The organism is Mesorhizobium sp. 1B3 (assembly GCF_050958605.1).
Classification (GTDB): Bacteria; Pseudomonadota; Alphaproteobacteria; order Rhizobiales; family Rhizobiaceae.
On sequence record NZ_JBJHDO010000004.1, the window covers coordinates 393,314 to 414,160 of the forward strand.

A 20,847-nucleotide genomic window follows, 5' to 3' on the forward strand; every position below is an offset into this window, starting at 1 on the left:
TAGTGCCTTGGCACGCTGTCATCTCGATGGGAGGTTGAAGATGGCCAATATATCCGTCACCGTCACATTTGCCGCCGCGCAGGCTTTGCTGGTCGCACTGCCCGCCATTGCCGACCCGCTGCCGTCCTGGAACGACACCGCTACCGAGACCGCCATCATCCAGTTCGTCGAGCGCGTTACGGATCCGGCATCGGACAACTTCATGCCCGCCGCCGACCGCATTGCGGTGTTCGACAATGACGGAACGCTGTGGAGCGAACAGCCGGCCTATTTCCAGGGCCTCTATGCGCTCGACCGCCTCCAGGAAAAGGCCAACGCCGACCCGTCGATCCTAACCTCGGACGCGCTCAAGGCAGCGGCCAAAGGCGATATGAAGGGAGTGATGGCCGGTGGAATGGAAGGATTGATCGAGATACTCAATGTTTCCCATTCCGGCATGTCCGTCGATGATTTCGAAGCCGACGTGCGCGAGTGGCTGACCACTGCCAAACATCCGCAATCCGGCCTCGTCTACTCCGACATGACCTTCCAGCCGATGCTGGAACTGCTCACCTACCTTCGGGACAACGATTTCACGACCTACATCGTCTCCGGCGGGGGCGTGCATTTCATCCGGGCCATCTCGGAAGACGCCTATGGCGTGCCGCCGCAGCAGGTAATCGGCACCGAAGGCAAGACGCTTTACCAAGTGGTCGACGGCAAGCCGAGCCTCTTGAAGGACGGCGGCATCTCCTTCGTAGATGACAAGGCCGGCAAGCCCGTGGGCATCGATCGCCACCTCGGCAAGCGCCCGATCTTTGCCGCCGGCAATTCGGACGGCGATTTCGAGATGCTCGAATGGACGACGTCTGGTGACGGCCTTCGCTTCGGGCTGATCGTCCACCATACCGACGCCGAGCGCGAATTCGCGTACGATCGCGACAGCCATTTCGGCACTCTCTCGAAAGGGCTGGACGAAGCGGCGAAGCGCGGTTGGGTGGTCGTCGATATAGCAAAGGACTGGAGCAAGGTTTGGTCGGGCAAGCAGTGACGCCACGCGAGCAGATCGAGGACCTGCGCAGCCGGATGGGAACAGCCATCATCGGCCAGCAGGAAGTAATCGAACGACTGCTGATCGGGCTTCTCGCCAACGGCAACCTGCTTATCGAAGGGCTTCCCGGGCTTGCCAAGACTCGCGCGATCAAGGCGCTGGCCCACAATCTGGAAGCTAAATTCAGCCGCATCCAGTTCACACCGGACCTCCTGCCCTCCGATGTGACCGGGACCGAGGTATACCATCAGTCGGGCGGTAAGGCCGAGTTTCGCTTCGAGCCGGGGCCGATCTTCGCCAATATCGTTCTGGCGGACGAAATCAATCGCGCGCCGGCAAAAGTCCAGGCGGCACTTCTGGAGGCCATGGAAGAACGCCAGGTGACGGTCGCGGGCAAGACGCATGCCATGGAGCCGCTGTTCATGGTCATGGCAACGCAGAATCCAATCGAGCAGGAGGGCACCTATCCGCTGCCCGAAGCACAGATGGACCGTTTCCTGATGCATGTGCTCATTACCTATCCCCCCGTGGAGGACGAAGTCGAGGTGGTCGAATTGGTTCGTGGCGAGGAAATCGCCGCGATGAAGGCGCAGAAGGGCATGGAGGCCAGCAAGAAGCCGTCCGCCATCCCGCAGGAAGCCGTCTTCGCCGCGCGGCGCGAGATTGGCGCGATCCATGTCTCGGCGGCGATGGTGCGCTATATGGCCGATTTGGTGAATGCCACGCGCATCCCGTCCGAATTCGGTAAAGACTTGCCGCGCTGGATCGAGATCGGCGCCAGCCCGCGCGCATCGATCGCGCTCGACAAATGCGGTCGCACGCATGCATGGCTGGCCGGCCGCGACTATGTCGACCCAGAGGACGTGCGCGCCATTGCACCCGACGTGCTGCGGCATCGATTGGGCCTGACATTCGAGGCGCAGGGCGAAGGTGTCACGCCCGACAAGGTGGTCGGTGAACTACTCAAGCAAGTCGCGTTGACCTGAGTGCAATCATGCGGGACAGGCCGGCACGAATACGCGCAGGCATCGAACGCCCGGCGGGCGCGTCGCAAGCCGAGGATACCCGCATTCGCGTCGATCTCGCCCACCTGCGGAAGTTGGAGGCGCGTGCGCGGCGGATCAACTTTCTGCCGCGCCAACCCGCTCGCAGCGTTCTCAACGGCAGGCACGCCTCGCGGCTGCGCGGGCGCGGGCTGAATTTCGAGGAACTGCGCGGCTATCTCCCGGGCGACGACGTTCGCACCATCGACTGGAAGGTGACGGCTCGTACCGGTGAACCCCACGTCCGCGTCTATACGGAGGAACGCGACCGCCCGACCCTGATCGTGGTCGACCAACGCATGTCGATGTTCTTCGGCTCGGTTCTGAACATGAAATCCGTGACCGCCGCCGAATGCGCCGCGCTCGCAGCCTTTCGCATCTTCGACCAGGGCGACCGCGTGGGTGGAATCGTATTCGGCGATACCGAGATCGCCGAGATCAGGCCCGGGCGCAGCCGCAAGTCGCTGACGGCTTTTCTAACGGCGCTGAGCGATGCCAACGGACTGTTGAACGCCGATCAGCCTCCAGTGGCGCCGATGCCGATGAACCGGGTCCTGCAATCGGTGGCGCGGATCGCGCCGCGCAACCATCTGGTTTTGCTGTTCAGCGATTTCGACGAGGTCGACGAGACGACGCATCGGCTGGTCGCCGGCCTGTCCCACCACAACGATCTGGTGCTCGTGCTCGTATCCGACCCTTATGTCGAGGAAATACCGGCGGGCGTGAAAATAGTCGTATCGGATGGTACGCTGCAGGCAGAAATCGACACCGCCGACAAGACAGCGCACCGCCGGCTGAATGACATGGCGCAGGGCCGGCTGGCCGAGATCCTCGACTGGCAGAGGCAGCTCGGGGTACCTGTCCTCCCGCTGACAACCGGGGAAGACAGCGTCGAGCAGATGCGGCGGCTCATGGGCTTGCCGGGGCGAAGACGATGAATGGCGACCCCAAACCTGTTACCCTGCTCGATCTGCTCGGCCGGCTGATCGAGGCACCTGAACCGCCGCCGGTCTCGATGACGCCGCAGACCTGGGGCTGGGCAGTGGTGGCCCTGATCCTTCTGGCGGCCTGCACAGTCGGCGCAATTCACATCTGGCGCCGTTACGAGGCCAACGCCTATCGCCGCCATGCGGTCAAGGAACTTGAGGCAGCTAGAGGCGACCCTGCGGCAATCGCGGCAATCCTCAGGCGGACTGCGCTCGTGGCGTATCCGCGCCGTGAGGTGGCAGGACTTGCGGGCGACGACTGGCTCCACTTTCTGGATTCCCAGGTCTCCGGAAGGGACTTTCTCGAAGGACCTGGCCGACAGGTAGCAGTTGCTCCTTATCGAGACGCGCGAAACGCGCCGGCGCTTTACGCAGTCGTCAGAAACTGGATCCTTCGGCACCAGCCGGAGAAAACGCGATGATCACGCTGGCCTTCCCGTGGGCGCTGCTTCTTCTGCCTCTGCCGCTTCTTCTCTGGTTTTTGTTTCCACCGCATCGAGAACATGTGCCGGCGCTGCGCTTCCCCTTCTTCAGACGGATCGTCGAGACTGCGGGCTCCAAGCCCGGCGAAGGGGCCGTAGTTTTGTCGCGCACTCGGCTGCAGATGGGGGGAGCCATATTGGTATGGCTTCTATTGGTTCTCGCTCTCGCCCGACCCGAGCGCCTAGGCGAACCTGTCGAGATAAACAAATCCGCCAGGGACGTCATCCTCGCCATAGATATATCGGGTTCGATGGACGCGAAGGATTTCAACACCCCGGCCGGAACAAGGAAGCAGCGACTGGAGGGTGTGCGCGGGGTCGTCGACGACTTCATCGCCGGGCGCCAAGGCGATCGCATGGCGCTGATCGTGTTTGGCTCGAAAGCCTATTTGCAAGCTCCGCTGACGGAAGACCTGCGCACCATCAGCGAGCTGTTGAACCAGACAAAGGTTGGAATGGCCGGACCTCACACGGCGCTTGGCGACGCGGTCGGCCTGGCAATCCGCACTTTCGAAGCCAGCGACATCAAACAGCGGCTTCTGATCCTGCTTTCGGACGGAACGGATACGGCCAGCCGCATGAGCCCCGTAAACGCCGCTGAGATCGCGAACGATCAAGATATCGAGATCTACACGATAGGGGTTGGTGATCCCAATGCCTCGGGTGAGGATCGTGTCGACCTCGCAACGCTGAAAGACATCGCAAGCCGCACTGGTGGTCAATATTTCTTTGCAGAGGACGAACAGGGCCTCCAGCAGGTTTACGACAGGATCGACCAACTCGCGCCGCGCCAGGTGGAGACATTGTCCTACCGACCTCGGCAGGCCCTCGCCTTCCTGCCTCTGGCGGCGGCGAGCATGATTGGAACGATGACCGTTGCATGGCTTTCCCTGGGCAACGCGCGCAGGAGGCAGCGGGCCTGATGGAGATCCAGCTCTTTCTCGAGGCCTTTCACTTCCTCAGGCCGGCCTGGCTCCTGCTTTTATCGGTGATCGCGCTGATCTGGTTCTTTGTGCGGCGCCGCGCCACCCGCCCTGCAACGCCTGTGGAAGGAATTGCTCCACACCTTCGCAAGGCAATGACCGTCGGCGGCGAATACAGACGTCGCTTGCTGCCGATCGACGGTGTTGCGTTGATCCTTGCACTCGCCGCGCTCGGGGCCGCCGGACCGACCTGGTCGCGCGTGCCAGACCCCTTTGTCGCGCAGACCGCGCCCCTGGTCATCGCGCTGAAGGTCACCCCGTCCATGACGGATAGCGACGTGGCCCCAACGCGGCTGGAGCGTGCAAAGCAGAAGATCCGCGACCTCCTTGAATTGCGAGCCGGCGGGCGGACTGCATTGGTCGCCTATGCAGGCTCGGCGCACTCCGTGGTGCCCATGACCGAGGATCCGAGTGTCGTCCAACCCTATCTTCAGGGACTGTCGCCTGAAATTATGCCCAAGGAGGGCGCGGATGCGGGGGCGGCTCTCGAACTCGCCCGCAGCTATCTTGCCAGAGAGAGTACGCTCGGCGGGATATTGTTCGTGGCCGATTCCATCGACACGGCCGATGTCAACGTGCTTGGCAATGTCGAAGACGCCAGCCTCGCCGTGCTGGCTGTGGTGCCCGAAGGCGGGAGCACCCCAGGCATGGATCGCCTGACCGTTCCGGTGGTTCGCCTGACGCCGGACGATGACGATGTGCACGCGCTCGAACACAGCCTGAACGCTGCTTATGCGCGCGCGTTGACCGAGGAGGGAACCCAGCCCTGGGACGATCGCGGATGGCTGCTCGGCTGGCCGGCCGCACTTCTTGCGCTTCTGTGGTTCCGCCGTGGTTGGACGATGCGCTGGTCGCTCGTGCTCGCACTGGGGGTGGGCCTGACGCCGACCGCACCCGCCCATGCCGAAGGCATCGTAGACTGGTTTCTGACACCGGATCAGCAAGGCCGCCTCGCTTATCAGCGCAAGCATTACGATCGCGCTGCTGAGTTGTTCGTCGATCCGATGTGGAAGGGCGAGGCGCTCTATCGGGACGGTCAGTATAGCGAGGCCGCAAAGGTCTTTTCGCGTGTCGACACGGCGGCGGCGGCATTTGTCGAAGGGATGGCACATATCAAAGGGCGCGAATACCGGGAAGGGATTGCCGCCTTCGAGACGGCTCTCCAGCGGGATCCAAACTTTCCAGGCGCGGCCGAAAATCTCGAGACCGCCAAGGAGATCCTCGACTACATCGAGACAACCCGCGAGCAATCCGACACAGGCGAAGAAGCTGGCGAAGGCGCCGACGATATCGTCATGGACAACAAGGATGCACGCGGGGCCGATACCCGGATCCAAGGTGGGGCGGACGACAAGCTGCTGACGACCGAGCAATGGATGAACACGGTCGATACCGATCCCGCGGACTTTCTGCGTCAACGTTTCGCCATCGAGGATGCGACGAGACAATGAGATTGCTCTTCCTCATCGTCGTTTGGATTGCAACGTCGGCAGGCGCCGTTCGCGCACAGCAGCCGGTTCAGCAGCCTATCGTTGAAACCGAGCTGGACAGCGCGGAAGTGGTTCCCGGCCAGTATGTCACCCTTCGCGTCACAGTCCTCGTTCCGACGTGGCTGCCGAAGCCGATCGAGTTTCCATCGATGGAGGGGCCGAACATGCGGGTGCGGCTGCCGGAGCGATCGACCGGAGCGACGAGCCGCACCATCGATGGCGAGGAATGGTCGGGCGTCAGCCGGAATTACCTGATCTCGCCGATGGTGGCGGGAACCTTCGACATCCCCGCCCAGGATGTTTCCGTCACCTATGCCAACCCGGGGAGCGCCCAGGCGCTCCAAGCCGTGCTTAAGACGGACCCCGTCAGGATCAGGGGCGTCGTGCCGCAAGGCGCCGAGGACCTCGATCCCTTCATCGCCGCCAACAGCCTGAAGTTGACGCAGGAGGTCAGCCAGCCCACGACGGGCCTGCTGCCTGGCCAGAGCATCAAGCGGACCGTCACGGCGCAGGTGGAAGGCGTATCGCCAATCGTGCTTCCCGAACTGATGCCCGAGATCCGCATCGACGGGATCGGCGCCTACCCTGACCAACCGTCTGTCGCAGAAAAGGACGAGCGCGGCCTGTTGTCGGGGAACCGTTCGGAATCGGTAACTCTCATGGCTGAGGGCGGCGCGCAGGGCCGTGTCCCGGGGATCGAGCTGCGCTGGTTCAATCTGACGTCCGGCACGATCGAAACGGCTACCCTGGACGGTTTCGACATATCCGTCGAAGGCCCGCCTGCCTCCAGGCCGGTGCCCGAGAGGTCGATATTATTGCTGGCGGCTGCGGGACTTTCCGCCCTCGTTGCGCTTGCCCTGCTCGCGCTCTTGATCCGCTGGCTCTGGCCGCGTGCAGCAGCGACTTATCGCCGGAGAAAGGCTCGCCGTCTCGCGAGTAAGGCCTGGGCGGAACGAGAAATGCTGAAAGCCATTCGCCATCGCGATTATCCCGCCACGTTGCGCACCATCGATGAGTGGGCCTCACGCACGCCTGCAACGGACGGAGTCCTTGTGGCCTCCGTTCATGGAGCCCTAACCAAAGTGGGGAGATCGATCTACGGTCCGGCTCGGGAGAAACCTTCGCCCGCAGAATGGGAAGCCGTGCATGATGCGGTGAAGGCGGCATTGGTCAGCCGTGCCCAAAGCACCGGGAACGGACTTCCACCGCTCAATCCGTCGCGCGCCACTGGTCGCCGTTAAGACGCTCACTGTCGATCTTTCTACCACCTCACCTTGAGCCCGATCTCGCCGCCGAACGCATTGTGGTCGGCGCCGTCGATGTCGAAGGCGTAGGTCACATTGCCGAAGGCGGACAGGTTTTCGCTGATCTGGTAGGCCGCGCCTCCATTCATCTCCAGCCAGGTCCCGCCGGTTTCGAGCACCAGCGGAGTGGTGTTGAAGAAGACGGCCGGATCCGCCGAGAAGCCATGCCAGAGATTGACGCCGAGATGCGCAAGAAGCTTTTCTCGGTTGTATTCCAGGCGCGCGCCCACTCTGCCGGTGAAGGCGTCGTACTGGTCGTGGGCGATCACGGAGAACCGATCTCTGCTGTCGTCGAAGTCGATGTTCTGCCAGATCAGTTGCGCCTGCGGCTCGATCGTCCAGCCATCGGCGATCGCGAAGGGCAGGCCCGTCTCGGCCGAGGCGGCAAAGCTGGTGCCGTCGACATCCCCTTCGATGCCGCGCCGCGACGTGGCGGTGCCGTTGAGCCAGCCATATTTGGCGACGACATCGACATACCAGCCGCCCGGCGAAGTATGGGTCCAGTAGGCGGCAATGCTATCCTCGGTCAGGTCGAGACTGCCGGCCTGCAGGTTCACGCCGCCCAATATGTTGGCGCTGATGTCGCCCGATGACTCGCCATGGGTGTAGAACAACCCGAAGCGATCGATATGGCCGTTGTCGTGTTCGAAACCGAGAAGGTCGCTGCCGGCCTGCAGCCCCCAATAACGACCGTCGAAGGCCGGCGCGAGTTCGAAACCGGCGACGTTCAGCGTCGCGTTGGCGCCCAAATCGCTCCCCCCGCCGAACACGCGGCCCCAGATGGAGGGTGGCGGGCGGATGCCGTCATACGGCACGTCGGCGCCCTGCGGTTCGGGAAGCCGATAGAACAACGCGCCGTCGCCAGCCAGAAGCGATTGGTCGCCCCGCCGTTGATGGAAGGTACCGAGCGTCATCAGCCCCATCCGTTCGGCCACGAGCGGCGCAATCACATGCCCGGGGACTTCCGGGCGCACGAACGGGATGACCGGCGGTGACGGTGGTGGTGGCGACGGTGGTGGTGGCGACGGTGGCGGCGGCGGCGGTGGTGGCCCCGGCGGCGGTGGCGGTGGTGGTGGCCCCGGCGGCGGTGGCGGCGGTGGTGGCCCCGGCGGCGGTGGCGGTGGTGGTGGCCCCGGTGGCGGTGGAGGCGGTGGAGGCGGAGCTGACCTGGAGCTCCGCAGGAACCAATCGTTGTCCGTCTCTGTCGACGGCGTCACACCGCCTTGAAACAGCAGATATTCGAAAGCCCCGGCGGCGACAGGCGCACCGAGCACAAACGCGTCGGCTGTGGTGGTGGCACCGTTCGTCGCATCGACCACCGGGATGCCGTTGGCGACTGTCAAGGCTCCAGGTCCATCCACATTGGTCACCAGAATGCTCGTCGAGCCGCTCCCCTGGCCGCGGTCGATGATTAGTCGATCCGATGGAGAGCCATCGGTGCCAAGAAAAGTGTTGAGGAGAAGCCGTCCACCTTGGCCGACATAGTTGCCGCTTATCGTGAACGTGTCGTGCAGGGAAGTTCCGGAACCAGGGGTTGGCGCGTCGTTCGTCATGTCAATCGCGCCGGCATTGTTCACCGTGACCAATTGCGACGAATCGAACGGCACGATGCCGTAACCGTAGGAGTTGCCAGCCAGGATGGCGCTGGTGGAATCGATCGAAAGGGCCCCGGTGCCGGTTCCCGCGTCGCCGAGCGTCAGAAGGCCGGTCGTATAGATGAACCTCAGTTGCGACCTGTTTATGACCTGGATGTCTTCCCAGCGGATAAGGTTGGAGGGATGATCACCAGACTGGCCGCCGTCGTCATTGGTCGTCCTCTCCAAGACGAGCGTATCGCTTCCCAATCCGCCATCGACGATCTTGCCTGCGGTCAGGTTGTTCTGCGTCAGAAACCCGAATTGGGCAAGGTCGTCTCCGTCGCCCATCTGGACGGTGGCCGAGATATTCCCCACCAGCCAAGTAAACGTATCGTCGCCGGCGCCCATGTCGACGGATGTAGAAACATCTCCGGCCAACAGTCCCAGCGTGTCATTTCCATCACCGAGAGAGATCGTCCCGGCGAAGAACCCGTTGTTGAGGACGGTATCGTGGGAATCTCCCGAACTCGTGACGCCGTTCTGGACCCTGCCGTCTGCAAAATTCACGATGACATTGTTGCCCGAACCGGCGAGGGAGATGTTCCCGTCGATCAGGCCGTGGTTGTTGAGCCTGAAGCTGTTATTGTCTGTGGCGACGATGCCGTTGGTCAGTGTGCCGTCATTGTTCAGGGTGCTCGTTTGGGTTCCCCTGACCACAGCATCGACATCGAAGGCCGCGGATTCTTCGACATTGATCGTAACGGACGTGCCGGTGAAGGGACTCGGAGGCGTGTCGACGGCTCCGGTGCAATCCCAAACGCCGGGAGTCGCTTCCACGCATTCGGCCAAGGCCTGCCGATTGCCCAGGCACAGAAGCGCGATCGCCGCGGCAGATTGAAGAAGCAGGCTGCGAAGGATTGGCCGGTAGCGTTGCGCCTGCTCGCGACTGCCCAGATTCAGGAGCCGCACCGATGCGGCCGAAGGGATCCCCGTTCGCTCGGCCTCATGTCTCGAACCATTGGTTCCAGTTTTGGTTATCCAGACCGTGCCGACGAATAGCGCTTCCGACTCTGTCGTCTGAGCGGACCGCTCGGTTGCTGGCTTCATCCTTGCTTCGATCCCCACTTCTCGCAAACTTCTTTCGGACTTCCCGCATAGCCGGCCGCGTCGACAGCGTACCGAATGCCAGTATGCGACACCCTCTTCAGCGTCGAAATCTCTCATGGAAAGCAAACGCCGCAATAGTTGGACCAAAGGCCAATTCGCAAATTTCCGCAGCAGCTTAGCCCATTGCTGTCGATCCCGGATTGAATACAGGCTCCGCAGGAGAGTTATCGAAGGATTATTCCTGCATCGACTTGACCAGGCCCATCCCTCACGAACAGCAGCCCACGGCGGAAAGAAAGGTTGAAATAGAAACGCTAGGGAGAGATGATGAGTTGTGCGAGGTGTTGGGTTTGCGGCCTTGGAATCCTGCACGAGCCGAAGGCGAACATGTTCAGTTCCTTCGCCTCAACCAAAAAAATGAGCCGGGCCGCGATTCTTCGTGCTCGCACATGGGGCATGCTGACGTTTGACGATGGCCGCAGCACAGGGGAAGGGCTGAACCGAATTCGCCGTCGGTGCGAGGACCGGCTCATGGGAGAAATCGCTTCTACCGTCTACCTGGTAGATGACGATATGCGTGTTCGTGCGTCGCTGACGAGGTTGCTTTCAACAGCGGGGCATTTGGTCCAGTCTTATGCAAGCGCAGAAGATTTCTTGAGCCATCACGATCCCGCGGTTCACGGCTGCGCAGTCATCGACATCAACTTGCCGGACATGGGCGGGTTGGGCGTCCAGCAATCCCTCCTCTCCGAGCATGTCGACCGGCCCGTTATCTTCGTCACCGGGTTCGGGGATATCCCCACAAGCGTCCGGGCGATGAAGGCCGGTGCCGTGGACTTTCTGACCAAGCCCGTGGACGCGTCCGTCCTTTTGGCTGCGGTGGAACAGGCGCTGGATCGCGATCTGCGGAGCCGGCGCGAGGGGCAACTGAAACGGTCGGTCAGGCAACGGCTGGCGAGCCTTACGCCGCGAGAAAGCGAGGTTCTTGTTCATGTTGCTGCGGGTCGCCTCAACAAGCAGATCGCAGCCGAGCTCGGGACCGTCGAGAAAACCGTGAAGGTGCATCGCGCTCGCATGATGAGGAAAATGGGCGTCCGCACCGTCGCGGACCTCGTGCGGCTCGCCGCATCCATCGGGATCGCCGAACGGCAGGATAGCGAGCCGGGATTGGCCCAGGGCCAACTACGCCGGCACCAGGCCTTGCTGTAAGGGTTCACAGCACTAAACAGCCGCATGGACTTTCAGCGTGGCGTCGGGGCGATCGCGAGATCGAAGAGTCGCCTCCGGACATAGGCAACCTCGCCCGCCATTGCACGAGGTGGCCCTGTCGCGGCTAAAGCATATGGCCCAAAATGCAGTGTTTTGGATAAACGATATGCAAAACGACGTCCTAAAGCCTGTCGCGCTAATCTCGGTTCGCGCGACAGGCTTTAGGCGATCGTGCGAACCACGTCGTCGACGCGACGCGGCTCGATGCCGAGCGCCTCGAAACCTGGCAGGTCGACGTCGGCAACATTGTCGTGGCGCATGAGCTCGATCTGATTGCGCGTGAGCGGCACACCGGGAACAAGCTCCACGGCGGCGGCCAATACAGCCCAGACGCCAAACGGCATCGGCATCAGTCTGGTGCGGACCTGCAGCAGGCGGGCGACCCTCTCGACCAGTTCCCTGTAGGAATAAACGCGCGGGCCGGCGCATTCGAAGACGCGAGCAGTGCCGCCGTTGTGCACGAATGCGAGCCGGGCGACCGCTTCCGCGACATCCTCGACATAGGCAGGCTGAAGTTTCGTGCCGCCATCGCCGAACAGTGGGTAGATCGGCAGGAGGCGAACCAATCGCACGATCGTGGTGAGAAACGCATCGTCGTGTCCCACCATCACCGCGGGCCGGACGATCATCGCGCTGGGAAACGCGGCCTTCACCGCTTCCTCACCGCGCCCGCGGGCGCGGATGTATTTAGAGTCCGACAGCGGATCGGAGCCGATTCCAGATATCTGGATGAAGCGTCCGACGCCGGCTTGGCGCGAAGCTTCGGCCAGATCACCCGCAGCTTCCACGTGCACGCGCTCAAAGGTCTGCTCGCCATGCTCCACATACAGGCTGACGGCATTCACGACCGTATCCACCCCTTCGACAGCCGCCGACAGGTGGGCTGTGTCGAGCACATCCGCCTCGATCGCTTCCGGAAGCCTTGTGGAGGAGGAGAAGTGCCGGTGCACGCCTGCCGGATGGCGCGATGCGGCACGGACGATGTGGCCCCGCGCCAGCAGCCGCTCCACAATTCGTCGTCCGAGAAAGCCGGAGCCGCCGAAGACGGTGACCATCGCGGATGTTTTCTCTCCTGCTGATTTGCCCGGCATCTTCGTTTTCATCTCCGACCTGCATACCCATTGGAGGCTTGAATATTCGCCCCTCCGGCAGCCCCGATCAGACGATCGCCCTGTCCCATCCGCCGTAATGTTCCTCGCTGCGCATGCCGCGCGGCAGGCTCAGCAGGATCAGCGCCAGCCCGATGACAAGGCCGGAGAGGGTTGCCGTCACCGTCCCCCCGTCGAGCACGAGTGGCGAGGCCGCAACCCAGACGCCCAGCCCGACATTGAGGAAACGCACCGGCCGCACCACCTCGGCCATGGCCGTAACGGCCACCAGGACGACGAGACAGCCGACGACATGATCGCTGTAATAGAGAGGTGGTTCGCTGCCGAAGACGAGCGGCGTCGTCATCAAAAGCACACCGAGGCCAGTGCTTACGACGAGCGTCCAGGGGAAGTTGACGCCGCCGGTGACGAAGTCGCGCAATACGCTCGGAGCGGGACGGTCGAGATCGGGCTCCGGCGTCTGGTTCTGAGAAAGAGCCGGACCGCCCCTCCAGAAGGTGCGCCAGAACGGCTCGCCCGCTTTCTTTGCTCGCCATAGATACTGGATCGTCGCCAGCACCTCATCGATCGAATAGGGAATAAGCACGACCGTGACGGCCGCCTGGATGATGCAGAGCGTGCACAGCGCGCCGATCAATGGCGGCTGGATGATGATGAAGCTGACGCTGACGATACCGAGCGGGATGACCAGCAGACCGAACAGCAGCACCATCCATGGCATGGCACGCCAGCGGCGATGATCGCCGATCGCGCCGGCGAGGATATCGAGTGCATAGGCGAAGGCGCCGAGTCCGGCATCCGCGATCGGGAAGCCTTTGGATACCCACGACGTCACCACCGCCTCGCTGCCGTTCTGAACCGGCGCCTCGCCCGGCCCGAAGAACGGGTCCCACAGCTCGTCGATATGTCCCATCTGGTAGGCGGCGAGATAACGGGAGACGAACAGGCCGACCACGGCGAGCGCCACGATCGGGATGCGCTGCGTAAAGGAGGAAGGTGAATAGCTCCAGCCGAGGGGCCGGTCGTCGTCGGCCGCCAAGGCGCGACGGCTTATGCCCGGCGTTGGTGGGATCATTACCGCGAAGGCGACGATCAGCATGCCGACCAGCGTGTCGATCCCATAAGCGGCGGCACTCGTGGTCCAGAACACAAGCGGCGCGGCCATGACCCAGAGGGCGACGGCCGCGGTGACCCACTGCACCCAGCGCCAGTGCCGGTACATGCCGACCAGTGCCAATATCGTCACCAAGAGACCAGAGATCATTTCGCTGACCGCGAGCCGCGCGTTGCGCAACTGGAGTTCCGCGATTTCGTGTCCGAGTGCTGGCGGATCCGGTGTGCTGACCGGGTCGAACAGGCCGAGCATCAGTGGCGACGTTATCAGCCAGAGCCCGAGGGCGGCGTTGGCCAAGGGTGCCCAGAGCGTCGATCTGCGGTGCCGCTCCATCGCGGCCTCGACCTCTTCCTTGCTCCGCTCGAGCGGGCCTTCAAGCCGCATGCTTGCCTGTTCGATCTCGGGCTCGGATGCTGCCACGACGGCGGGATCGAGCTTATTCTTCCCATACCAGCCGGTGGGATCCTGCTTCAGCCGGCGGATCATTTCCGGAAGCGTGCCGAGCAGGCTGTGCCTCGGCTTCCAGCCCAGCAGGGATTTCGCCCGTGCGATGTCGATCTCGTAATGGTCGTCGGAGTTCTCGACCATCCACGGCTTTATGTCGGAATCCTCGTCGAGCACCTCCGTCTGCATCCAGGCGCCGAGCTTGGCGACGCTCTTCGGCAGGACGAACGTGCGCCAGTCTTCGCCATGGACGAGCTGGCCGATGCGCTTCTGCATGTCCTCGTAGGACGGCGTCTCCTCTTCGCCGATCAGCAGTACGGTCTCGTCGGGAAGCTCGTGTCGGCGATCGACGGTGCGTACCACGGCATCGACGAGATCGTCCTTGTGCAGGTAAGGCTGACCACTTTGGATGTCGCCGGTGAAAAGGTACGCCATCGGCTGCCGCTCGAATATGCGGGCGATCTGCTGCGCGATGAAGGCGGCCCGGCAGTCCTCGTCATAGACGCCGGCGAACCGCAGGATCGCCGTCTTGATGCTGCCGCGTTCCCTGGAGATCAGTTGCTCGGTCTCGGCCTTCGACCGCGGATAGGCCCACGCCGGGTCGATCGGCGAATCCTCGTCGATCCTGGTCCCCTTCCCCGGACTTGGCGCATGCACGAGGAGAGTGCTGGAGAAGACGAACTGCTCCGTCTCGACCGCCTTCAGCGCATTCAGGAGCCGGCGCGTGCCCTGCACGGTGACGGCATCGTATTTTGGGTTCTCTTTTCCGGTCGTGTCGTAATAGGCGGCGAGATGGATGACGGATGCGATGCGTCCGCCGCTGCGCTCGCGTGCCGTTTCGATCGCCTTCTCCACGCTTTCTTCCGACGTCAGATCGATCTTGATCGTCTCCATGCCGGCCAGCGGCCGTCTCGGATTGGCCAGATCGAAGCCAATGACGCGATAGCGGTCCCTAAGGCCCTTGGAGATGGCCTGGCCGAGGAAGCCGCTCGAGCCGGTGATCAGGACGGTGGGACGAGCGATGTTCTGTTGCATGTCAAAGCCACAATTCACGACGGCGCGGGAAGTTCACCGGGAACTCATGCCTCGGTGAAGTTTTCACGCGGCGCGCCGGGCGGCTCGTCGCCCTCGGAATCGCCAGCGCCGGAGAGACTGGTGGAACGTAGACCCCTGCCCAACGTTCGGTCTGGCGAATCCCGCGATGGATGCGGTTCAGGCACTATCCGGATGGGAAAGGGCGTTCTGGAATGGGTACCCGCGAATTCAGCGAGCAGCCGCTCGAGGAGAAGGCGATCACGGGAGTGATCGAGGAGCTGGAACGGCAGGCGGCCGAAAACCCGTCGAAGCTCGAGATCAGACGGGATGGCGACAGAGTGATCGTCAATGGCGAAATCGAGGTCGACGCGCTCGTGATGGTCGTCGTCGGTGCCCTGGCCGGCGGCCCGTAGCGCTGGCGCATGGTCGGCAGCGAAACCTCCGTGCGCCCGGCTTGGCTGTGCTCCTGGCGCCAAACCAGCGTGTCGACGAACGATGCGCTGTCTCGCTTCGACCATCTGGCCGCTGTCGATCCGGCCGAGTTGGGCGGCCGATGGTGCGGATCAGGCCTTCATACAGGGCATCGGCTGGACGGGCTGCTCGAGCGGTTCGGCTGGTACGGCAAGGAATTCCAATCCTCCGAAGCCGTGTACCCGCTGCTCTTCAAGGATTCAAAGGACCGCATCCATTCCGTCGATCCGGTGCGCCTTCCGCTTGGCCTCGTGCTGCGGGAGCCGGCGCTCGCTCGGAGTGGGCCTGCGCTCGGGATTTTCTCCACCCTGCTGCCTCTGCTGCGGACCCGCAACCCGACCGCGCGCCTGCGAGAGATCACGTGTCGCGGAATACCAAGCGCTGCCATCGTCTACGACCGCATCCCGGTCATAGACCATCTTCGGAGAATAGACGACGCGCGAATTCTTGGCCTGATGGATCTCCGATCGATGCCGCACCCGCTATTCTTCCTACTCTCGCGCGATCGCGACTGAGCGTCTGGCTTCATCCCGGCTGTCGCGACCGGCTCAGCACCGTGGCTGATCCGCCTGTTCGGAGATGCCCTGATGCGGCGGGCCGTGGCAGATTCTGCGGAGGAATCAATGATTGATCTGGCAGGGGCAACAGGGCTCGAACCTGTGACCTGCGGTTTTGGAGACCGCCGCTCTACCAACTGAGCTATACCCCTGCGTCGCCGCGCGCGAAGCGTGGCAGGCCGCTTCCTAAGGATTTCCGAGCGCTCTGTAAAGGGTGCTTTGCGTACCGCACGGGCAGGATGGAAACTTTTTCCCAAGCCTTTCCCAAACCGTCCAAAATCGCCGAGGGCCAGGCGGCTGCGCGACGCCGTAAAGCAGCGGTCGGACTACCCCAGCCGGAAAAAGAACAGGGCGGCCGAAGCCGCCCTGTACTGTCATATTCGTGAAATCCGCGATCACTCGGTGATCGAGACGACGATGCCTGCGCCGACGGTGCGGCCGCCTTCGCGGATGGCGAAGCGGAGCTTCTCCTCCATGGCGATCGGCACGATCAGCTCGACATCGACGGTGATGTTGTCGCCCGGCATCACCATCTCGGTGCCTTCCGGCAGCTTGACCACGCCGGTCACGTCCGTCGTGCGGAAGTAGAACTGCGGACGGTAGTTGGTGAAGAACGGCGTGTGGCGGCCGCCCTCGTCCTTGGTCAGGATGTAGGCCTCGGCCTTGAACTTGGTGTGCGGCGTCACCGAGCCGGGCTTGCACAGCACCTGGCCGCGCTCGACGCCCTCGCGGTCGATGCCGCGCAGCAGCGCGCCGATGTTGTCGCCCGCCTGGCCCTGGTCGAGCAGCTTGCGGAACATCTCCACGCCCGTCACCGTCGTCGACGTCGTCGGACGGATGCCGACGATCTCAACCGTCTCGCCGACCTTGACGATGCCACGCTCGACGCGGCCCGTCACCACCGTGCCGCGGCCCGAGATCGAGAACACGTCCTCGATCGGCATCAGGAACGGCTGGTTGACCGGACGCTCCGGCGTCGGAATGTAGCGGTCGACCTCTTCCATCAGCTTGCGGATCGCATCCTCGCCGATCTCCTTGTTGGAGTCTTCCAGCGCGGCAAGCGCCGAACCCTTGACGATCGGAATGTCGTCGCCAGGGAACTCGTTCTTCGACAGAAGCTCGCGCACCTCGAGCTCGACAAGCTCGAGAAGCTCGGCGTCGTCGACCTGGTCGACCTTGTTCAGGAACACCACGATAGAGGGAACACCAACCTGGCGGGCCAGAAGAATGTGCTCGCGCGTCTGCGGCATCGGACCGTCGGCCGCCGACACCACCAGGATCGCGCCGTCCATCTGCGCCGCTCCCGTGATCATGTTCTTCACATAGTCGGCGTGGCCGGGGCAGTCGACATGCGCATAGTGACGGTTCGGCGTCTCGTATTCGACATGCGCCGTCGAAATCGTGATGCCGCGCGCCTTCTCTTCCGGCGCCGCGTCAATCTGGTCATACGGCTTGAACTCGCCGAAGAACTTCGTGATCGCCGCCGTCAGCGACGTCTTCCCGTGGTCGACGTGACCGATCGTCCCGATGTTCACATGAGGCTTCGTACGCTCGAATTTACCTTTGGCCATAGTCTCTTCCTTGGGCGGCTTGGGCTTCAGTTCGGTTCTGAATGCGGCCGATTAGCGACAAAGGCCAAAAAATACAAGCGTCTTTTGGCCGGTGCCATGGCCACGCAGCGGGTCGTGGCCTCGGACCGGCGCGTGGCGAGCAGGTGTGGGCTTCATCCTCCGCTCCTCTTCCGCTCGTCGTGCGACAATGTTTTGCCCGGCCACAGTCGCCCAGTTGCGAAAATCGCGCAAGGCCATATGCCCAACCCGCTTGTCCCTGCCGTGCGTCGTGATTGGCGTTGGAGCGGGTAGCGGGAATCGAACCCGCATATTCAGCTTGGAAGGCTGCTGCTCTACCATTGAGCTATACCCGCGTCGCGTTCCAGGGCTACCGGTCCGGCAGTGGTGGAGAGGGTTGGATTCGAACCAACGTAGGCAAAGCCAACGGATTTACAGTCCGTCCCCTTTAACCACTCGGGCACCTCTCCAATCTGCCGACGGAGCCATGCAACGAGGCATTCTCGCGGGCGTTCCGACGGGGCCGAAGCCTTCCTCCGAAATCCGCGAGGCGCCTTATGGAGGTAACGTTTTTCGCTGTCAACCACACGAGTGGAAAAGCATGGTGAAATTCTGGAATAGCAATCATAGGCAATGCGACGCGCCGGCATTATAGAAGGTCGCCATGAGCGACGATAAGAAATCCGGCACGCCGAAAGACAGCCACTATGCCCGCTTGCGCCGGGCACATCGCGAGCAAAAGGGCAGCGCGACGCATTTTCGCCCGAAACAGCCGGTGCCGCCGGGTGCGAATCCGCCGGAAGGGTTGGTGCGGCTCTATGGCCTGCATACCGTTCGGGCTGCCCTCGACAATCCGCGCCGCAAGATCGGCAGGATGCTCGTGACGCGTAACGCACAGGACCGCCTGGGAATTGCCGATCTGACTGCCCTGCCCTTTCCGGCCGAGTTGGTCGAGCCGAAGACGATCGACAAGATCACCGGCAGCGAAGCCGTCCACCAGGGCGTTCTGATCGAGACCGAAGCGCTCAAGCCAAAACGGCTCGGCGCGCTCGGCGACACATCCCTCGTGCTCGTGCTCGACCAGGTGACCGATCCTCACAATGTGGGCGCCGTCATGCGTTCCGCCGTGGCGTTCGGCGCCGGCGCCCTGATCGTGACTGCCCGTCATAGCGCACACGAATCGGGTGTCCTTGCCAAATCCGCTTCGGGTGCGCTCGAGCATATCGATTTGATCGAGGTCAGAAATCTCGCCGAAGCGCTGAGCCAATTGCACGAGGCCGGCTTCCAGACGATCGGCCTCGATTCGGAAGGGCCGGCGGAGCTGGAAAAAACCTTCGCCGGCGAGAAGGTCGCGCTGGTCCTGGGCGCCGAGGGAAAGGGCTTGCGGCAGAAGACCCGCGAAACGGTCACCTCGCTTGCCCGTCTCGACATGCCCGGCGCCATCCGTTCCCTCAACGTTTCCAACGCCGCGGCGGTCGCGCTCTACGCCGCCGGAAGGTTCCTGGCGAGCAGCGAATAGCGAATGCCCCCCCGCGCGCTCACGGCACAAGCTTCTTTCCCTATTCGCTCACCTGATGTCCTGCCATTCGCTCGAGAGCCCGGACCAGCGCGGAATGATCCTGCTTGGCGCCGCCATTCGCCGCGCATGAGTTGAACAACTGCTGGGTCGTGGAGGTGTTGGGCAACGACACGCCGAGTGCCTTGGCGCCTTCGAGCGCGAGGGCGAGATCCTTCTGATGGAGTTCGATTCGGAAGCCCGGATCGAAGCTGCGGCTGATCATGCGTTCGCCATGCACTTCGAGGATGCGCGAAGCAGCGAGCCCGCCCATGAGCGCCTGCCGCACCTTTGCCGGATCCGCGCCGGCCTTGGAGGCAAACACCAGCGCCTCCGCGACCGCTTCGATGGTGAGCGCCACCACGATCTGGTTGGCTACCTTGGTCGTCTGGCCGACCCCGTTCTCGCCGACCAGGGTGATGTTCTTGCCCATCTTCTCGAAAACCGGCTTCGCTCGTTCAAAGGCGGTCTCACTGCCGCCGACCATGATGGTGAGCGTCGCGGCCTTCGCCCCGACCTCGCCGCCCGACACGGGCGCATCGAGATAATCGCAACCAAGCGCCTTGATGCGTTCAGCGAATTCCCTCGTCTCGATGGGCGAGATGGAACTCATGTCGATCACGAGCTTGCCCTTGGTGAGGCCGACCGCAACCCCGGCCTCCCCGAACAGCACCTCGCGCACCTGCGGCGTGTCCGGCACCATGGTGATCACGATGTCGGCGGTGCGCGCGACGGTATCGTGGCCGGTCACGGTCCTCAATCCCTTATCGACTAGCCAGCGCGGCGGTGCCCGGCGATGATCGCTGGCGACGAGTTCGTAGCCTGCGTCGAGCAGGTGCCCCGCCATCGGCGCGCCCATGATGCCGAGGCCGATGAAGCCGATCGTTTCCATGTCGGATGTCCTTCCCGTCTTCCCAGTTCAGGCTGCGGCGCTGCCCTTGCGTGCCGACGCGGCGTACCAGCCAAGTCCTGCTTCCGTGCCGTTCCTTGGCTTGTATTCGGCTCCCACCCAACCGCCGTAGCCGATGCGATCGAGATGAGCGAAGAGGAACGGATAGTTGATCTCCCCCGTCCCCGGCTCATGACGGCCAGGATTGTCCGCGAGCTGAATATGCGCGATGCGCCCCAGATTGACTTCAATCGTCCGGGCGAGATCCCCTTCCATGACCTGCATGTGGTAGATGTCGTATTGCAGGAAGAGATTGTCCGAGCCGACGCGGTCCATGATCGCCATTGCCTGACGCGACGTGGTCAGGAAGAAGCCGGGAATGTCGCGCTGATTGATGGGCTCGACCAGCAGCCGGATCCCTGCCTCGTCGAGCCTGGTTGCGGCATAGGACAGATTGCCGACCAAGGTCTCTTCCAGCGTTTCGCGATCGATATCGGGCGGCGCGATACCGGCAAGGCAGTTGAGCTGTCCGCAATTCAGGGCCTTGGCGTAGCCGATCGCTACGTCGATCCCGCGGCGAAATTCCTCGATCCGGTCCGGCAGCACCGCAATCCCGCGCTCACCGCCCTCCCAATCGCCGGCCGGCAGGTTGAACAGGGCTTGGGTGAGGCCGTTCTTTTCCAGGCGAGCCGCAACCACCTCCGGCGGATGGTCATAGGGTCCGACATACTCCACCGCCTCGAAGCCGGCGCGCGCGGCGGCATCGAAACGGTCGAGAAAGCCGTGCTCGGTGAAAAGCATCGAAAGGTTTGCTGAAAAACGCGGCATTTGTCT

Annotated in this window: 17 protein-coding genes and 3 tRNA genes; 11 read left to right on the top strand and 9 right to left on the bottom strand. The window is 62.9% G+C overall.

Annotated features, from left to right (window positions below):
• Positions 1 to 40: 40 nt before the first annotated feature.
• From ACCO56_RS13855 to ACCO56_RS13885, 7 genes are read left to right on the top strand one after another with little or no spacing between them, the layout of a single operon-like run.
• The gene (locus ACCO56_RS13855) at positions 41 to 1,030 is read left to right on the top strand and encodes an HAD family hydrolase (RefSeq protein ID WP_433641336.1); all 990 of its coding nucleotides are present in this window, start codon (positions 41 to 43) and stop codon (positions 1,028 to 1,030) included.
• Positions 1,027 to 2,016, top strand: a complete 990-nt coding sequence (locus ACCO56_RS13860; protein WP_433641520.1) for an AAA family ATPase — start codon at positions 1,027 to 1,029, stop codon at positions 2,014 to 2,016. The genes ACCO56_RS13855 and ACCO56_RS13860 overlap by 4 nt, the downstream gene beginning before the upstream one ends.
• Positions 2,017 to 2,024: 8 nt before the next feature.
• Positions 2,025 to 3,011 (top strand): DUF58 domain-containing protein, encoded by a 987-nt coding sequence (locus tag ACCO56_RS13865; RefSeq protein ID WP_433641337.1) that lies wholly within the window; start codon positions 2,025 to 2,027, stop codon positions 3,009 to 3,011.
• Complete coding sequence (locus ACCO56_RS13870; protein WP_433641338.1) at positions 3,008 to 3,481, top strand: DUF4381 domain-containing protein; 474 nt, start codon at positions 3,008 to 3,010, stop codon at positions 3,479 to 3,481. The genes ACCO56_RS13865 and ACCO56_RS13870 overlap by 4 nt, the downstream gene beginning before the upstream one ends.
• Positions 3,478 to 4,464 (top strand): VWA domain-containing protein, encoded by a 987-nt coding sequence (locus tag ACCO56_RS13875; RefSeq protein ID WP_433641339.1) that lies wholly within the window; start codon positions 3,478 to 3,480, stop codon positions 4,462 to 4,464. Before ACCO56_RS13870 ends, ACCO56_RS13875 begins: the two co-directional genes overlap by 4 nt.
• Positions 4,422 to 5,975 carry a VWA domain-containing protein gene (locus tag ACCO56_RS13880; RefSeq protein ID WP_433641340.1) on the top strand — a complete coding sequence of 518 codons (1,554 nt, stop codon included), beginning with the start codon at positions 4,422 to 4,424 and terminating at the stop codon, positions 5,973 to 5,975. Before ACCO56_RS13875 ends, ACCO56_RS13880 begins: the two co-directional genes overlap by 43 nt.
• A complete protein-coding gene (locus tag ACCO56_RS13885) occupies positions 5,972 to 7,255 on the top strand; it encodes a hypothetical protein (RefSeq protein WP_433641341.1) in 1,284 nt (427 codons plus the stop codon). The genes ACCO56_RS13880 and ACCO56_RS13885 overlap by 4 nt, the downstream gene beginning before the upstream one ends.
• A gap of 20 nt (positions 7,256 to 7,275) precedes the next feature.
• On the opposite strand, the gene ACCO56_RS13890 is transcribed toward ACCO56_RS13885, so the two are convergent.
• Entirely contained in the window at positions 7,276 to 10,002 is a 2,727-nt protein-coding gene (locus ACCO56_RS13890; RefSeq protein ID WP_433641342.1) for an autotransporter outer membrane beta-barrel domain-containing protein, read from the bottom strand.
• A 387-nt stretch (positions 10,003 to 10,389) separates the two neighbouring features.
• On the opposite strand from ACCO56_RS13890, the gene ACCO56_RS13895 reads away from it, so the two are divergent.
• On the top strand, positions 10,390 to 11,211 hold the full coding sequence (locus ACCO56_RS13895; protein ID WP_433641343.1) for a response regulator transcription factor: 822 nt from the start codon (positions 10,390 to 10,392) through the stop codon (positions 11,209 to 11,211).
• 221 nt (positions 11,212 to 11,432) lie between these two features.
• Here the strand turns inward: ACCO56_RS13895 and ACCO56_RS13900 are convergent, their stop codons facing one another.
• The gene (locus tag ACCO56_RS13900; RefSeq protein WP_433641344.1) at positions 11,433 to 12,374 is read right to left on the bottom strand and encodes a complex I NDUFA9 subunit family protein; all 942 of its coding nucleotides are present in this window, start codon (positions 12,372 to 12,374) and stop codon (positions 11,433 to 11,435) included.
• 55 nt (positions 12,375 to 12,429) lie between these two features.
• Positions 12,430 to 14,973 carry an NAD-dependent epimerase/dehydratase family protein gene (locus tag ACCO56_RS13905; RefSeq protein ID WP_433641345.1) on the bottom strand — a complete coding sequence of 848 codons (2,544 nt, stop codon included), beginning with the start codon at positions 14,971 to 14,973 and terminating at the stop codon, positions 12,430 to 12,432.
• Between the two features lie 212 nt (positions 14,974 to 15,185).
• Here ACCO56_RS13905 and ACCO56_RS13910 point away from each other — a divergent pair, with 212 nt between their 5' ends.
• Entirely contained in the window at positions 15,186 to 15,386 is a 201-nt protein-coding gene (locus tag ACCO56_RS13910) for a hypothetical protein (RefSeq protein ID WP_433641346.1), read from the top strand.
• 69 nt (positions 15,387 to 15,455) lie between these two features.
• On the top strand, positions 15,456 to 15,959 hold the full coding sequence (locus ACCO56_RS13915) for a GXWXG domain-containing protein (protein WP_433641347.1): 504 nt from the start codon (positions 15,456 to 15,458) through the stop codon (positions 15,957 to 15,959).
• A 118-nt stretch (positions 15,960 to 16,077) separates the two neighbouring features.
• Here the strand turns inward: ACCO56_RS13915 and ACCO56_RS13920 are convergent.
• The 4 genes from ACCO56_RS13920 to ACCO56_RS13935 all read right to left on the bottom strand — a co-directional run bounded on the left by ACCO56_RS13920 (position 16,078) and on the right by ACCO56_RS13935 (position 18,039).
• A tRNA-Trp gene (locus tag ACCO56_RS13920) sits at positions 16,078 to 16,153 on the bottom strand.
• Between the two features lie 243 nt (positions 16,154 to 16,396).
• Positions 16,397 to 17,572: an elongation factor Tu gene (gene tuf, locus ACCO56_RS13925; RefSeq protein ID WP_433641302.1), complete on the bottom strand. Its 1,176-nt coding sequence runs from the start codon at positions 17,570 to 17,572 to the stop codon at positions 16,397 to 16,399.
• Between the two features lie 279 nt (positions 17,573 to 17,851).
• Positions 17,852 to 17,925 (bottom strand) — tRNA-Gly (locus tag ACCO56_RS13930).
• A 29-nt stretch (positions 17,926 to 17,954) separates the two neighbouring features.
• Positions 17,955 to 18,039 (bottom strand) — tRNA-Tyr (locus ACCO56_RS13935).
• Between the two features lie 194 nt (positions 18,040 to 18,233).
• On the opposite strand from ACCO56_RS13935, the gene ACCO56_RS13940 reads away from it, so the two are divergent.
• On the top strand, positions 18,234 to 19,088 hold the full coding sequence (locus ACCO56_RS13940; protein WP_433641348.1) for a TrmH family RNA methyltransferase: 855 nt from the start codon (positions 18,234 to 18,236) through the stop codon (positions 19,086 to 19,088).
• Positions 19,089 to 19,128: 40 nt separating this feature from the next.
• On the opposite strand, the gene ACCO56_RS13945 is transcribed toward ACCO56_RS13940, so the two are convergent.
• Entirely contained in the window at positions 19,129 to 20,016 is an 888-nt protein-coding gene (locus tag ACCO56_RS13945; RefSeq protein ID WP_433641349.1) for a 2-hydroxy-3-oxopropionate reductase, read from the bottom strand.
• A gap of 27 nt (positions 20,017 to 20,043) precedes the next feature.
• The gene (gene hyi, locus ACCO56_RS13950) at positions 20,044 to 20,841 is read right to left on the bottom strand and encodes a hydroxypyruvate isomerase (RefSeq protein WP_433641350.1); all 798 of its coding nucleotides are present in this window, start codon (positions 20,839 to 20,841) and stop codon (positions 20,044 to 20,046) included.
• Between the last annotated feature and the right edge of the window lie 6 nt (positions 20,842 to 20,847).